The 14,966-nt window shown below is 72.9% G+C and carries 11 protein-coding genes; all 11 read right to left on the bottom strand.

Features of this window, described 5'->3' with window-relative positions:
• The coding region (locus ABL57_RS03270) for an inositol-3-phosphate synthase (RefSeq protein WP_047802021.1) at positions 1-965 on the bottom strand (965 nt) is incomplete at its 3' end.
• A gap of 173 nt (positions 966-1,138) precedes the next feature.
• Positions 1,139-1,678 (bottom strand): hypothetical protein, encoded by a 540-nt coding sequence (locus ABL57_RS03265; protein WP_047802018.1) that lies wholly within the window; start codon positions 1,676-1,678, stop codon positions 1,139-1,141.
• Positions 1,679-1,813: 135 nt separating this feature from the next.
• Positions 1,814-2,500: a LysE family translocator gene (locus ABL57_RS03260; protein WP_047802017.1), complete on the bottom strand. Its 687-nt coding sequence runs from the start codon at positions 2,498-2,500 to the stop codon at positions 1,814-1,816.
• Between the two features lie 20 nt (positions 2,501-2,520).
• Positions 2,521-3,603 carry an L-glyceraldehyde 3-phosphate reductase gene (gene mgrA / locus ABL57_RS03255; protein ID WP_082157192.1) on the bottom strand — a complete coding sequence of 361 codons (1,083 nt, stop codon included), beginning with the start codon at positions 3,601-3,603 and terminating at the stop codon, positions 2,521-2,523.
• 50 nt (positions 3,604-3,653) lie between these two features.
• The gene (treZ, locus tag ABL57_RS03250; protein ID WP_047802016.1) at positions 3,654-5,528 is read right to left on the bottom strand and encodes a malto-oligosyltrehalose trehalohydrolase; all 1,875 of its coding nucleotides are present in this window, start codon (positions 5,526-5,528) and stop codon (positions 3,654-3,656) included.
• A 6-nt stretch (positions 5,529-5,534) separates the two neighbouring features.
• A complete protein-coding gene (gene treY, locus ABL57_RS03245) occupies positions 5,535-7,892 on the bottom strand; it encodes a malto-oligosyltrehalose synthase (protein WP_047802015.1) in 2,358 nt (785 codons plus the stop codon).
• Between the two features lie 83 nt (positions 7,893-7,975).
• Positions 7,976-10,162, bottom strand: a complete 2,187-nt coding sequence (glgX, locus tag ABL57_RS03240; protein ID WP_047802014.1) for a glycogen debranching protein GlgX — start codon at positions 10,160-10,162, stop codon at positions 7,976-7,978.
• A 139-nt stretch (positions 10,163-10,301) separates the two neighbouring features.
• A complete protein-coding gene (locus ABL57_RS03235) occupies positions 10,302-11,864 on the bottom strand; it encodes an NAD(P)H-hydrate epimerase (RefSeq protein ID WP_047802013.1) in 1,563 nt (520 codons plus the stop codon).
• Positions 11,861-12,283 (bottom strand): holo-ACP synthase, encoded by a 423-nt coding sequence (locus tag ABL57_RS03230; RefSeq protein WP_139318387.1) that lies wholly within the window; start codon positions 12,281-12,283, stop codon positions 11,861-11,863. The genes ABL57_RS03235 and ABL57_RS03230 overlap by 4 nt, the downstream gene beginning before the upstream one ends.
• Positions 12,284-12,375: 92 nt before the next feature.
• Positions 12,376-14,268, bottom strand: a complete 1,893-nt coding sequence (glmS, locus tag ABL57_RS03225) for a glutamine--fructose-6-phosphate transaminase (isomerizing) (RefSeq protein ID WP_047802012.1) — start codon at positions 14,266-14,268, stop codon at positions 12,376-12,378.
• Between the two features lie 222 nt (positions 14,269-14,490).
• The coding region (locus tag ABL57_RS03220; protein ID WP_047802011.1) for a PTS sugar transporter subunit IIA at positions 14,491-14,966 on the bottom strand (476 nt) is incomplete at its 5' end.

Genomic DNA, 14,966 nt, shown 5'->3' with positions numbered 1-14,966 from the left:
CCGCGGTCCAGCCCGATCTTCGCCGCCCGGATCGCGTCGATGATCACCCCGGCCGAGTTCGGGGAGTCCCACACCTCCAGCTTGTACTCCAAGGAGATCGGGGCGTCCCCGAACCCGTGACCCTCCAGACGCACGAAGGCGAACTTCCGGTCGTTGAGCCACGGCACGTGGTCCGAGGGCCCGATGTGCACCTCCTCGGTGCCGAACTCCCGCACCACGTTGGAGGTCACCGCCTGGGTCTTGGAGATCTTCTTCGACTCCAACCGGGTGCGCTCGAGCATGTTCATGAAGTCCATGTTCCCGCCCACGTTGAGCTGATACGTCCGGTCCAGCACGTACCCGCGGTCCTCGAAGAGCTTGGCCAGCACCCGGTGGGTGATCGTCGCCCCGATCTGGGACTTGATGTCATCGCCCACGATCGGCACCCCCGCGGCGGTGAACTTCTGCGCCCACTCCTCGGTGGAGGCGATGAACACCGGCAGCGCGTTGACGAAGGCCACCCCCGCGTCCAGGGCCGCCTGGGCGTAGAACCGGTCGGCGGCCTCCGAGCCCACCGGCAGATAGGACACCAGCACATCCACCTGCGCCTCCCGCAGCGCGGCGGCGACATCGACCGGCTCGGCCGCCGACTCCTGGATCATCTCCCGGTAATAGGCCCCCAACCCGTCCAGGGTCGGCCCGCGCTGGACGGTCACCCCGGTGTGCGGCACCGAGGCGAAGGCCAGCGTGTTGTTCCGCCCGGCGCCGATCGCCTCGCACAGATCCACCCCCACCTTCGCCGCGTCCACGTCGAAGGCGGCCACGAACTGCACATCGGAGACGTGATAGTCCCCGAACACCACGTGCATCAGCCCCGGCACGGTCTGCCCCGGGTCGGCATCGGCGTAGAAGTGCACGCCCTGGATCAAGGACGAGGCGCAGTTGCCGACACCGGCCACCGCCACTCGGATCGGATGATGAGACACGATTCTCCTTCGTCGTGGATCGTCCGCCCCCCGCCCGGCGGCTCGGGCCGCGGCGACGTCGTCGACGGCGTCCGGTGCGGCGGGGAGGACTCAAACCCCCCAAGTCTAGACCCCGCCACGGGAAACGGCCCGACCCCCGGAGGGACGGGCCGTTTCCGCGGGTGGGCCGCCGGTCAGCGCAGCCAGCCCTGGAGCACGTTGCGCGGCCGCTGCATCTCGCCGTGCTTGGCCCCGAGGACCACCACGGTGCCCGCCAGGGCGGGGATCACCCACTGGATCACCTTCAGCTGCTTCTGGGCGGAGGCCAGCTCCGGGGAGGCGTCCGGGCGGGGCTCGGTGGCGCCCTGCGCGCCCTCGTCCGAGAGCTTCTCGATCTTCTTGCCGAGCACGCGGGAGTAGGCCGTGACCCCGGCGCCCACCACGGTGATCAGGGCCTTGGAGGTCGTCGCCCCGCCGACGCCCTCCTGGGTGGCCAGCCGGCCCTTGTTCTGGGCGATGAGCGCCGCGCCGGCGACGCCGTGGGCGACCAGCGCCGCCGCCTGGAGCGGGGCCCACTTCTTCCATCCGAGGTTGGACAGGCGCGTGCGCTCCTGCGGGTCCTGGGCGGCCGCGGCCGCCCCGTTGAGCCCGACGGCGCCCATGAGGGAGCCACCGAACCATGCGGCCGCGGTGAGGTCGTGGATGGAGCGGGTCAGGTACTCGTTGTCGGACATCGCGCTTCTCCTCCTGTGGACGGGCCCGGAGCCGCCGGAGAGCGGCCGCACCGGAAATAAGGATGCTTAGTTCCTATCACCGGCCGGCGCGCGAGGAAACCCCCGGCGGCAGATGACCGCCGGCAGGGGTGATACTCACAGCGCGCTCACCAGCAGTGCCAGGGCGAGCACCAGGAACAGGGCGCCGGAGGCCAGCTCCACGGCGGCGCCGTGGCGGCGGAAGGTCACCGCCAGTCGTTCGACGGAGCCCATCCACGCCACGGCGGTGAACCAGGCGAGGCCCACCGCCACCAGCAGCACGAAGACCAGGGCGGTCTCCCACCAGCGGGCCCCGGCCGGGACCACGTTGGCGAACAGCGCCACGAAGAAGATGATGGCCTTCGCGTTCGAGAGGTTGGTGACGAGCCCCAGCACGAACGCCCGGGCCGGGCCGGGCGCACGCCCGCGCGGCACCGCACCCGGCGGCGCCGTGGACGCGGCGGGCCCCGTGGGCGGAGCCCCTCCCGCCGGCACGGCCGCCGGCGCCGTCCGGGCGGCGAGCCCGGCCCGGATCCCGCTCACCCCCAGCCAGCCGAGGAACAGCGCCCCCGCCACCTGGATGAGCAGCTGCACGGTGTCGGCCTGGCTGATCAGGACGGTGACGCCCGTGAGGGACAGCGTGATCCACACGAGGTTGCCGGTCATCACGCCCACGGCCGTGAGCACGCCGGCCGTGCGGGAGCCCAGCGACGAGTTGCGCAGGATCACCAGCACGTCCGGGCCGGGGGCCACGATCCCGGCGATCCACAGGCCCAGCAGGGCGAGGTACTGCGAGACCTCCACGGTCTACCGGGCCCCGCGGCTCATGCGTGCTTGGAGTCCTGGGCGCCCGCCCAGATGTTGATGTCGGAGTCGGTGGCCAGCCGGTCGATGGCCTCCAGCTCCCCGGGGGTGAACGCGAGGTTGCGCACCGCGCCCACGCTGTCCTCGAGCTGCTCCGGGGAGGAGGCGCCCACGAGGGCCGTGGTCACCTGCCCGTCCTGCTGCTCCCGCAGCACCCACGCGATCGCCATCTGGGCCAGGCTCTGCCCGCGGGCGGCGGCGATCTCGTGCAGGCCGCGGACCTTCTCCAGGGTCGTGTCCGAGAGCCACTCGGGGTCCAGGGACTTCTCGGCCGCGGCCCGGGAGCCCTCCGGGATGCCGTCGAGGTAGCGGTCCGTGAGCATGCCCTGAGCCAGCGGGGAGAACACGATCGAGCCCATGCCGGCCTCGGTCAGCGCCCCCAGCAGCGAGGTCCCCGAGGGACCCGGGGCCTCGACCCACCGGTTGAGCATCGAGTAGGAGGGCTGGTGGATCAGCAGCGGGGTGCCGAGCTCGCGCACGATCTGCTGGGCGCGCTGGGTCAGCTCCGCGTTGTAGGAGGAGATCCCCACGTACAGCGCCCGCCCTGAGCGCACGACGTGGTCGAGGGCCCGCATCGTCTCCTCGAGCGGCGTGTCCGGGTCCGGGCGGTGGTGGTAGAACACGTCCACGTGGTCCAAGCCCATCCGCTGCAGGGACTGGTCCAGGGAGGACAGCAGGTACTTGCGCGAGCCGCCGAAGCCGTAGGGCCCCGGCCACATGTCCCAGCCGGCCTTCGAGGAGATCACCAGCTCGTCCCGGTACGGCGCGAAGTCCTCCCGCAGGATCCTGCCGAAGTTCAGCTCGGCGGCGCCGGCCGGCGGGCCGTAGTTGTTGGCGAGGTCGAAGTGGGTCACGCCGAGGTCGAAGGCGCGGCGCAGCGTGGCCCGCTGGGTGGCGAGCGGCTTGTCGTCGCCGAAGTTGTGCCACAGGCCCAGGGAGATCGCGGGCAGCTTGAGCCCGGAGTCCCCCACGCGCCGGAAGGGCATGGTCTCGTAGCGGTCCTCGGCGGCGAGGTAGCGGGCATCGGGTCCGTAGGTGAGCACAGTGGCCTTTCGCGGGTCGGTGGACGGTGGGGCGGACGGGGCGCGGCGGGTCAGTACCGCACCACCGCCGCGCCGTGGGCGGGCAGCGCGGCGACGGCGCCGCCGTCGGCCCCCGCGGTGAGGGACACCTCGCCGGAGCGGAACAGCACCTCGGCGTCGGCCGCTCCCGGAACGGGCACCTCGACGGGGTCCGCCCCGAAGTTGAGGACGACGGCGACCCCGTGGTCGGAGCCCGGCGCCGTGGCCCGGCGGAGCACGAACCAGCGGGCGTCCTCGTCGTGGTCGGTGTCGATGGTCGCGAACCGCGGGTCCGTGAGCTCGGGCACCGCGCGCCGCAGCGCGATGAGCTCGCGGTAGGCGGCCAGCACCCGGGCGTGCTCGCCCCGGCCGGGCTCGTCCCAGTCCAGCTTCGAGTCGGTGAAGGTGCTGGGCGCCTGGGGGTCCGGGACCGTGGACTCGTCCCAGCCCATCGAGGCGAACTCCGCCTTGCGGCCCTTCGCCACGGCCTCGCCGAGCTCGGGCTCGGGGTGGGCGGTGAAGAACTGCCACGGGGTGGACGCGCCCCACTCCTCCCCCATGAACAGCATGGGGGTGAACGGCTGGGTGAGCAGCACGGCGGCGCCGAGCACCTGCTGGTCGGCCGAGAGGCTCGCGCTGATCCGGTCCCCGGCGGCCCGGTTGCCCACCTGGTCGTGGTTCTGGATGCAGGTGACGAACTGCCACGGGCGCACCCGCTGCTTGTCGACCGGCCGGCCGTGGTGGCGGCCGCGGAACACCGACATGGTGCCGTCGTGGTAGAACGCGTCGCGCATGACCTTGTCGAGGGTCCCCAGCGCGGCGAAGTCCGCGTAGTAGCCCTGGGTCTCCCCGGTCAGCGCCACGTGCGCGGCGTGGTGGAAGTCGTCGAGCCACTGCCCGGTCATGCCCAGGCCGTGGGCCGTGGTCGGCGTGATCATCCGGTGGTCGTTGAGGTCCGACTCGGCCACCGTGAACAGCGGCTTGCCCGTCTCCACGCCCACCCGCTCCACGAGCTCGGCGATCTCCTCGAGGATGTGCACGGCCCGGTGGTCCTGCAGCGCGTGCACGGCGTCGAGGCGGAACCCGTCCACGTGGTAGTCGCGCAGCCACATCTCCACGTTGTCGAGGATGTAGTCGCGCACCCCGTCCGAGCCCCAGCCGTCGAGGTTGATGAGGTCGCCCCAGGTGCTGGAGCCGGGCTTGAAGTAGTCGGCGAAGAGGGGCAGGTAGTTCCCGGACGGGCCCAGGTGGTTGTAGACCACGTCCTGGATCACGCCGATCCCGCGCTGGTGGCACGCGTCCACGAAACGCTGGTAGGCCGCGGGCCCGCCGTAGGACTCGTCCACGGTGTACCAGAGGACGCCGTCGTAGCCCCAGTTGTGCTCGCCGTTGAAGCCGTTGACGGGCAGCAGCTCCACGAAGTCCACGCCGAGCTCCACGAGGTGGTCGAGCCGCTCGACCGCCGCGTCGAGCGTGCCGGCGGGCGTGAAGGTGCCGAGGTGCAGCTCGTAGATCACCGAGCCCGCGAGGGTCCGGCCCGTCCACGCGGTGTCGCCCCACCGGTGCGCGGAGGGGTCGAAGGTGCAGGACAGGTCGTGCACGCCCTGCGGCTGGCGGCGCGAGCGGGGGTCGGGCAGGACCTCGGAGACCTGCGAGCGCTCCTCGGCGGTGCCCTCGTCGAAGGTCTTGCCCAGGACGTAGCCGTAGCGGACGGTGCCCGTGGGGACGTCGGCGTCGTCGGGCAGGGTCCACCAGCCGTCGCGGCGGGCGGCGGGCCCCTCGGGGGAGCCCGCGGGCAGGGACGCGGCGGGGACCATGGCGTGGTCCTCGCCCTCGATCCGCACGGTCACGGACCGGGCGTGCGGGGCCCAGACGTCGAAGCGGTTCAGGTGCTCACGGGTGTTCATGGGGGTTCAGGAGTCCTTCCGGCGCAGCAGCGCCACGGGGTAGTCGGACAGCAGGGCGGACAGCGCCACGGTGCCCGTGTGCGGGCGGTGGGTGAGCACGTCCTCGAAGTCGCCCTCGGGCAGCTCGAGGGTCTCGTCGGTGAAGCCGCCCCGGACCGCGAGGCCCAGGGGAAGGCGGGTGGCCACGGTCACGGCGCCGCCGCGGTCGAAGGCGAACACGTGCTCGGCCCGCGGGCCGGAGGCCTCCAGCGGGGTGTAGCCGGTGAACAGCTCCGGGTGGTCGCGGCGCAGCCGGAGGGCCCGGCTGGTGACGAGCAGCTTGGCGGCGGCGTCGGGGCCCACGGCCGGGATGCCCTCGACGGTCCCGCCCACGGGGGTGTCCAGCCGGGCGAGCATCGCGGCCCGGGCCTCGAAGTCCACCGGGCGGCGGTTGTCCGGGTCCACGAGGGACTCGGCCCACAGCTCGGAGCCCTGGTAGACGTCGGGGACGCCGGGCATCGTGAGCTGGACCAGCTTGGCGGCGAGCCCGTTGCTCCAGCCGGCCTCGGTGACGTGCTGGGCGAAGCCCTCCACCACGGCCCGGATCTCGGGGTCGTGGAAGACCAGCTCGATGAACCGCACGAGCCGGTCCTCGAAGTCCGCGTCCCCGTCCACCCAGGCGGTCGAGCTGCCGGCCTCGCGGGCGGCCTTGAGCGCGTAGTCCACGGTGCGCTCCTGGGAGAGCGGCCAGGCGCCCACCACGGCCTGCAGCACGAGGTTCACCAGCGGGCCGTCGTCCACCCGCACGCCGGCCTCCTCGGCGAGCTTCTTCGCGGTGCCCACCACGCCGGCCCACTGCTCGCCGGCCTCGGACAGGACCGTGATCCGCGCGCGCACGGCCTCCGAGCGCTTGGTGTCGTGCGTGGACAGGGCGGTCATGGCCAGCGGCTCCTCGGCGGCCCGGCGGCCGAGCTCGGCGTGGGCCTCCTCGGGCGTCACGGCGAAGTGCGAGGGGTCGCCGCCCACCTCGGTGAGGGAGGTCAGGCGGGGGAAGCGGTAGAACGCGGTGTCCTCCACGCCCTTGGCCATGACCATCCCCGAGGTCTGCTGGAAGCGGCGGGCCAGTTCGCCGAGCTCGGCGTCGTCCGTGGCTTCGGCCCCGAGCAGCTCCCCCAGGGTGCCGATCGGTCCGGCGAGGTCGGGACGCCGCGCCCGGGCGGCGTCGAGGGCGGCGCGCAGGTGCTCGGCGCCCTCGGGGAGGTAGCTGCGGTAGACGGGGAAGTTCGCCAGGATCTCCGCGAGGGCGTCCACGGCCTCGTCGTGGCCGAGCCCGGCGCCGGCGGGGACCGACCGGGCCAGGCGCAGGACCTCGGCGTGCAGGGCGTTGTCGGCCATGGCGCGCTTGGTGCCGTGGATCATCTCCTCCCAGTGCACCGGCTCCCCGCCGCGCAGGCGGGCGTCGAGGCTGGTGAGGGCGTACTCCCCCGCCGGGTCGGTGAGCAGCCGGTCGAGCACGCCCAGGGCGTCGTAGCCCGTGGTGCCAGCCGTGGCCCAGTCCCCGGGCAGCCGCTCCCCGGGCTCCAGGATCTTCTCCACGACGACATAGGCGCCGCCGGTGAGCTCCTTGAGCCGCTCGAGGTACTGCCGCGGGTCCCGCAGCCCGTCGGGGTGGTCGATGCGCAGCCCGTCGACGAGGCCCTCGTCGATCCAGCGTTTGATCTCGGCGTGGGACTCGTCGAAGACCTCCGGGTCCTCCACGCGCACCCCGGCGAGCGTGGCCACGGTGAAGAAGCGGCGGTAGTTCAGCTCGGCGTCGCCGCGGCGCCAGTTGATCAGCTCGTAGTGCTGGCGTGCGTGGACGTCCTGCGGGTCGTCGCCCGCGGCCCAGGTGCCCTCCGCGAGGGGGTAGACATTGTCGTAGTAGCGCAGGGTGCCGTCCTCGACGCGCAGCTGCGCCAGCTCCTCGTCGCCGTCGCCGAGCACCGGGATCAGCACCTTGCCGCCGCCGGCCCCCCATTCGACGTCGAAGGCGTCCGCGTAGGGCGAGTCCCGCCCCTGCTCGAGCAGGGACCACCACCACGGGTTCTGCTGCGGGACGGCCACGCCCTGGTGGTTCGGGACGATGTCGACCAGCACGCCCATGCCGCGGCCGTGGGCGGCGTCGGCGAGCGCCCTGAGCCCGGCGGGGCCGCCGCGGACGGGGTCCACCTCGGCCGGGGACGCGACGTCGTAGCCGTGGTCCGAGCCGTCGACGGCCCGCAGGATCGGGGACAGGTAGACCCAGTCCGCACCGAGGTCGTGGAGGTAGTCCACGAGCCCGGCCGCGCGGTCCAGCGTCAGGTCGGAGGTGATCTGGAGTCGGTAGGTCGAGATAGGTGTGCGCACCGCTCCAGTCTGTCGGCCCGGCCCCGGAAACGCCAGCAGGCTGTCGACCCGTGTCCGGGTCGACAGTCTGCCGGCGCCTCAGCTCACTGGTCCGCGGGCGTCCTCGAGTACACCGCCACGGAGGCGGCGACCGACGCGTCGGGCTCCTCCTCGGGGGCCTCGTAGGCGCGCAGCACGACCGTGGACTTGCCCTCCAGGGTGATCGAGCTGCGGGCCTTGCGGATCTGCCCGTCGGAGTGCTTGCCGGCGGTGTCCAGGATCTCCTCCCACTGCCGGCCGTAGCGGGCCGGCGGCAGCTTGTACTTCACGGGCTCCGGGTTGGAGTTGAAGTACACGATGAAGTTGACGTCCGTGATGGGCTGCCCGCGCATGTCCACCCCCGCGATGCCGTGGCCGTTGAGCCACATGCCCAGCGACCGGGACAGCGGCTCGTCCCAGTCGGCGGGCTTCATCGGGGAGCCGTCGGTGTTCAGCCACGCGATGTCGGGCATCGGCCGCCCGGTGTCGTCCTCGTCCATCTCCACGGGCCGGCCGTCGAAGAAGTTCGACCGGCGGAACGTGGGGTGCTGGTGGCGCAGCTGGGTGACCGCGGCGGTGAACTCGGTGAGCGGGCCGTCCATCGCCTCCCAGTCGATCCAGGACAGCTCGTTGTCCTGGCAGTAGGTGTTGTTGTTGCCGTCCTGGCTCCGGCCCAGCTCGTCCCCGTGCAGGACCATGGGCGTGCCCTGGGACAGCAGCAGGGTGGCGAGGAAGTTGCGCTGCTGGCGGGCGCGCAGCGCCAGGATCTCCGGGTCGTCGGTGGGGCCCTCGACGCCGCAGTTCCAGGAGCGGTTGTGGGACTCCCCGTCGTTGTTGTCCTCGCCGTTGGCGTCGTTGTGCTTCTCGTTGTAAGAGACGATGTCCCGCAGCGTGAAGCCGTCGTGGGCCGTGACGAAGTTGATCGACGCGAAGGGCCGCCGGCCGCTGTGCTCGTAGAGGTCCGCGGAGCCCGTGATCCGGGAGGCGAACTCGCCGAGGGTCGCCGGCTCGCCGCGCCAGAAGTCGCGGACCGTGTCCCGGTACTTGCCGTTCCACTCGGTCCACTGCGGCGGGAAGTTGCCCACCTGATAGCCGCCGGGGCCGATGTCCCACGGCTCGGCGATCAGCTTGACCTGGGAGACGACCGGGTCCTGCTGGACGAGCTCGAAGAACGTGGAGAGCTTGTCCACGTCGTAGAACTCGCGGGCCAGGGTGGCGGCGAGGTCGAAGCGGAAGCCGTCCACGTGCATCTCGGTCACCCAGTAGCGCAGGGAGTCCATGATGAGCTGCAGGGAGTGCGGGTGCCGGACGTTGAGGGAGTTGCCGGTGCCCGTGTAGTCCATGTAGAACTTCTCGTCGCCCTCCACCGTGCGGTAGTAGGCCTGGTTGTCGATGCCCTTCATGGACAGCGTGGGGCCCATGTGGTTGCCCTCGGCGGTGTGGTTGTACACCACGTCGAGGATGACCTCGATGTCCGCCTGGTGCAGGGCGCGCACCATGGCCTTGAACTCCTGGACCTGGCCGCCGAGGTCGTTGGTGGAGTTGTACTCGTTGTGCGGGGCGAAGAAGCCGATCGTGTTGTAGCCCCAGTAGTTGCGCAGGCCCTTCTCGAGCAGCGTGCTGTCCTGCACGAACTGGTGCACGGGCATTAGCTCGATGGCCGTGACGCCGAGCTTCTGCAGGTGGGCGATGACCGAGGGGTGGGCCACGCCGGCGTAGGTGCCGCGCTGCTCCTCCGGGACGTCCGGGTGCTGCTGGGTGAGGCCCTTCACGTGCGCCTCGTAGATCACGGACTTGTGGTACGGCGTGCGCGGGGTGCGGTCGCCCTCCCAGTTGAAGAACGGGTTGATCACCACGCCCATGGCCATGTGCGGGGCCGAGTCCTCCTCGTTGAGGGAGTCCTCGGCGCCGAAGTCGTAGGAGAACAGCGGCTGGGCCCAGTCGAACTCGCCCGCGATCGCCTTCGCGTAGGGGTCGAGCAGCAGCTTGGAGGGGTTGCAGCGCTGGCCCGCCGCGGGGTTCCACGGCCCGTGCACCCGGTAGCCGTAGCGCTGGCCGGGCTGGACCGTGGGCAGGTAGCAGTGCCAGACGTAGCCGTCCTGCGCGTCGACCTCGATGCGGGTCTCCGTCCCGTCGTCGTCGAACAGGCACAGTTCGACCTTCTCGGCGACCTCGCTGAAGAGCGCGAAGTTGGTGCCGGTGCCGTCGAAGGTGGCGCCGAGGGGATAGGGCTGGCCGGGCCAGACTTCCATGGGATCTCCTGTCGTACCGCCGGGCAGGGGTCACCGTCAGCGGGCTGGTGTTCGGGGCAAGTGCGCTTAACCTTAGCGGGGTCGGGCGGCTGCCGTGGCCGCCCGGGGGCCGAGCCGCCCACCGAGCCGGGTGCGCGGCTCAGGCGCGGGAGCGCAGCACCCGCCGGACGTTGCCGGCGAGGACCGTGGGCGGCACGGGCCCGAGACCGTCCAGGCGGGAGGCGTACCCGTGGACGGCCACGGCGAGCGCGGCCGCCACCGCGAGGCGGGCGTCCCCGCGGGCCCAGTCCCCGGCGGCGGCGAACGCGTCCGGGTCCTCGGCGCAGCCGGCGAGCGCGGCGCCCATGATCCCCGCGAGGGTGTCCCCGCTGCCGGCCGTGGCCAGCCAGGGACTCCCGTCCGCCTGGGAGAGCAGCGTGCCGTCCGGGGCGGCCACCAGGGTGGTGGCGCCCTTGAGCACGACCACGGCGCCGGTGGCCTCCGCGGCCGCGCGCGCCCACCGGGCGGGCTCGGCCTCGATCGCGGCGCGGTCGGGGGCGTCCGCGTCCCCCCGCAGGGCGGCCAGCCAGGCGAGGACCTGCTCCAGCTCCCCGGCGTGCGGGGTGAGCACCTTCCCGGGGCCGAGACCGCCCTCGGCCGCGGCGCGCGCCGCGGCCGTGAGCGCACCGGCGTCCACGACGGCGGGCAGCCCGCCGGCGAGGACGGCCCCGATCCGCGACTCCTGCGCGGGGTCGCCCACCGCGCCCGGGCCCACGACCCACGCCTGGACGTGCACGTCGGCGGGGTGGTCCTCGGAGGCGACCACCTCCGGGCTGGTCAGGCAGACCAGCGAGCGGGTCGCGGCGTCGCCGAGGTGGCGGACCATGCCGGCGCCGGCGTCCACGGCGGCCCGGGTGCACATCAGGGCGGCGCCGGGGTACGTGGGCGAGCCGGCCACGACGCCGACCACGCCCCGGGAGTACTTGTGGGACGCCGCGCCGGGCCGCGGCCACAGCGCCGCGACGTCGCCAGGCTCGAGCCGGCGCAGCGCCGGGTCGGGCAGGGCGTCCTCGATGCCGATCCGCACGGTGCGCACCTCCCCGCAGGAGCGATCGCCCGGGGGCAGGAGGAGCCCGGCCTTCGCGCCGCCGAAGCTCACCGTCAGGTCCGCGGGGAGCACCGGTCCGGTGACGGCGCCCGTGTCGGCCGAGACCCCGGAGGGGACGTCGCAGGCCACGACCAGCGGGGCGTCCCGCTCCGGCCACCGCTCCAGCACCGCCCGGACGAGGTCCGCGGCGGCCCCGCGCAGCCCGCCGCGGGCGCCGGTGCCGAGCACGGCGTCGAGCACCAGGTCGGCGGCGAGCACGCGCGCGGGCCCCTCCCCCTCCGGGGCGTCCGCCAGCGGCAGGACGCGCCCGCCGGCCGCGGCGAGGGCCGCGGCGCCCTCGGGGTGCAGCCGGTCCCCGACCGCCACGGCCAGCACGGAGGCTCCGCGCCGGGCCAGCTCGGCCCCGGCCCACAGTCCGTCCCCGCCGTTGTTCCCGGTGCCCGTCAGGACGACCACCCGGGCTCCGGCCACCCGGCCGCGGCGGGCGCGCAGGCGCTCCGCGCAGGCCAGGGCCAGGCCGTGGGCGGCGCGGCGCATCAGGGCGGGGCCCTCCCCCCGGGCCAGGAAGGGCGCCTCCGCGTCGCGCACCTGCGCGCCCGTGTACGCCGCGATCACGACGCCGCCCCGGTCCCGGCGGACTCCGCCGCACTCGCCCCGGTGGGCGCGGCGCCCCCGGGCTCCCCGGTGCGCTCGGCGATGACCATGGCCATTGCGATCCCGCCGTCGTGGGTCATGGTCAGGTGCCACCGGTCGATGCCCTGCCGTCGGGCCTCCTCCGCCACGGTCCCCTCCGTGCACAGCACCGGGGCGCCGGAGGGGTGGTTCTCGATCCAGCAGTGCTGCCAGATCATGCCGGGCGGCGCCTTGAGCGCCTTGGCCGCCGCCTCCTTCGCCGCGAAGCGCGCCGCGAGCGACCGGACGTGCAGGTCCCGCTCGAGCGGGGTGAACAGCCGGGCCACGAGGCCGGGGGTGCGGGCGATCTGCTCCTCGAAGCGGGCGATGTCCACCACGTCGATGCCGGTGCCGATGATCATGCCCCCACCCTAGCCACACCCGGCCGGGGCCTCCGACGACCACCGGCCCGCCGCCCCGGGAACGGGGCGACGGGCCGGTGTCCGGCGGGCGGCTACTCGACGGTGACGGACTTCGCGAGGTTGCGCGGCTGGTCCACGTCGTAGCCCTTGGCGGTGGCGAGCTCGCAGGCGAAGATCTGCAGCGGCACCGTGGTGAGCAGCGGCTGGAGCAGCACCGAGGACTGCGGGACGCGGAAGATGTGGTTCGCGTAGTCCGCGACGGCCTCGTCCCCCTCCTCGGCGATGACGATGGTCACCGCGCCGCGGGCCCGGATCTCCTGGATGTTGGAGACCACCTTCGAGTGCAGGGAGTCGCGGCCGCGCGGGGAGGGCACGATCACGAAGACGGGCTGGCCCTCCTCGATCAGCGCGATCGGGCCGTGCTTGAGCTCGCCGGCGGCGAAGCCCTCGGCGTGGATGTAGGCGATCTCCTTGAGCTTCAGGGCGCCCTCCAGGGCCACCGGGTAGCCGACGTGGCGGCCGAGGAACAGCACGGAGGCCGCGTCCTTCATCGACTGGGCGAGGTCCTTGACCGCGTCCTGGGCGTCGATGACCTGCTGGATCTTGGCGGGCATGGCCTCGAGCTCGGCGAGGATCCCGGCGATCTCGTCCTTGTACTTGTTGCCGCGCAGCTGGGCGAGGTAGAGCCCCAGGAGGTAGGCGGCGGTGATCTGGGCCAGGAACGCCTTGGTCGAGGCCACCGCGATCTCGGGCCCGGCGTGCGTGTAGAGCGCGGCGTCGGCCTCGCGCGGGATGGTGGAGCCGTTGGTGTTGCAGATCGCCACGACCTTGGCCCCCTGCTCCTGGGCGTGCCGGACCGCCATGAGGGTGTCCATGGTCTCGCCCGACTGGGACAGGGCCACCACCAGGGTGCGCTCGTTGACGATCGGGTCGCGGTAGCGGAACTCGTGGGCGAGCTCCACCTCGGTGGGGATCCGGCACCAGTGCTCGATGGCGTAGCGGGCGACCTGCCCGGCGTAGGCGGCGGTGCCGCAGGCGACGACGACGATCTTGTCCACCGCACGGAGCACGGACTCGTCGATCTTCAGCTCGTCGAGGACGAGGTTGCCGTCCGGGTCGGTGCGGCCCATCAGGGTCTGCTCCACGGCGGAGGGCTGCTCGTTGATCTCCTTCTCCATGAAGGAGGGGAAGCCGCCCTTCTCGGCCGCGGCGGCGTCCCACAGCACCTCGAAGGGCTTGCCCTGCGCCCGGTTGCCGTGGAAGTCGGTGATCTCGTAGTCGTCGGCCGTGATGGTCACGACCTGGTCCTGGCCGAGCTCGACGGCGCTGCGGGTGTAGTCGATGAACCCGGAGACGTCGGAGCCCAGGAAGTTCTCGCCCTCGCCGAGGCCGAGCACCAGCGGGGAGTTGCGGCGGGCGGCGACGACGTGGCCGGGGTGGTCCACGTGCACGGCGAGGAGGGTGAACGCGCCCTCGAGCCGACGGCAGGCGACCTGCATGGCGGTGGTGAGGTCCTGGTCGCCGAGGTCGTTGTAGGTGTCGGCCAGCAGTGCGGCGGCCACCTCGGTGTCGGTCTCCGAGGCGAACTCGTGGCCCTTCTCGACCAGTTCGCGCTTGATCTCCGCGAAGTTCTCGATGATGCCGTTGTGGATCACGGCCAGCCGGCCGCCGTCGACGACGTGCGGGTGGGCGTTGGTGTCGGACGGGCCGCCGTGGGTGGCCCAGCGGGTGTGCCCGATGCCCGTGGTCGAGGGCGGCAGGGGGCGCTCGCCCAGCTCCTGCTCGAGGTTCAGCAGCTTGCCGGCCTTCTTGCGGAAGCCGACGCTGCCGTTCGAGAGCACCGCGACACCCGCGGAGTCGTAGCCGCGGTACTCGAGGCGCCGCAGGCCTTCCACGAGGACGTCCAGGGCGTCGTGCCCGGAGGAGGTGCCGCGCTCGTCCGCGGCCTGGGAGGAGGGGCCCACATATCCAACAATTCCACACATGCGCCTCAGGCTACCGCATGGATCCGTGCCGACCGGGCGCGCCGGACCGGGGGCGCGGACCCCATTTCCGGGGACGGCCGCGGCGCCGTGTCCCCGGAACGGGCCCGGCCCGACGGCCCGCTCCGGGGCCGCGCCGGAGCCCTCGGGGCCACGGCCCGCCCGAGTTCCCGGCCTACGGGGCCCGCCCGGGAACCGGGCGGACCCCGTAGGCCGGGCGCCAGGTCAGTCGTTGACCTTCCCGAGCAGCTCGAGCACCTCGTCGGCGGTGCTCGCCTCGTCCAGCTGCCGCACCTTCTCCTTGTTGCCGAAGATCTTCGCGACCCGCGACAGGATGGCCAGGTGCTCGTTGTCCTTGCCGGCGATGCCGATCACCCAGGTCACCGGCTTGCCGTTCCAGTCCAGGCCCTCGGGGTACTTCACGACCGACAGGGCCGAGGAGCGGATGCTGTCCTTGGCCTGGTTGGTGCCGTGCGGGATCGCCAGCCCGTTGCCCATGAACGTGGACACGGAGGACTCGCGCTCGTGCATGGAGGTCACGTACTCGTCGGTCACCGCCCCGGCCGCGACCAGCAGCCCGCCCGCCTCGTCGATGGCCTGCTCGGCGTTGCGCGCCCCGCCGTCCATCACGATCCGCTCCCGGGTCAGGATCGCGCCGCCGGAGGCGGCCTCCCCGTCCGCGGCGGCGGCAGCGGCGCCGC

It is taken from the genome of Kocuria sp. SM24M-10 (genome assembly GCF_001027955.1).
Lineage (GTDB): Bacteria > Actinomycetota > Actinomycetes > Actinomycetales > Micrococcaceae > Kocuria > Kocuria oceani.
Note: the sequence above shows the minus strand (reverse complement) of the source record. Positions and strands in the feature narration are given on the sequence as shown.

Coding starts and splice junctions, on each gene's coding strand:
- ABL57_RS03265 (WP_047802018.1), bottom strand. CDS start 1,678: ATGTCCGACAACGAGTACCTGACCCGCTCCATCCACGACCTCACCGCG.
- treZ (WP_047802016.1), bottom strand. CDS start 5,528: ATGAACACCCGTGAGCACCTGAACCGCTTCGACGTCTGGGCCCCGCAC.
- glgX (WP_047802014.1), bottom strand. CDS start 10,162: ATGGAAGTCTGGCCCGGCCAGCCCTATCCCCTCGGCGCCACCTTCGAC.
- ABL57_RS03230 (WP_139318387.1), bottom strand. CDS start 12,283: ATGATCATCGGCACCGGCATCGACGTGGTGGACATCGCCCGCTTCGAG.
- glmS (WP_047802012.1), bottom strand. CDS start 14,268: ATGTGTGGAATTGTTGGATATGTGGGCCCCTCCTCCCAGGCCGCGGAC.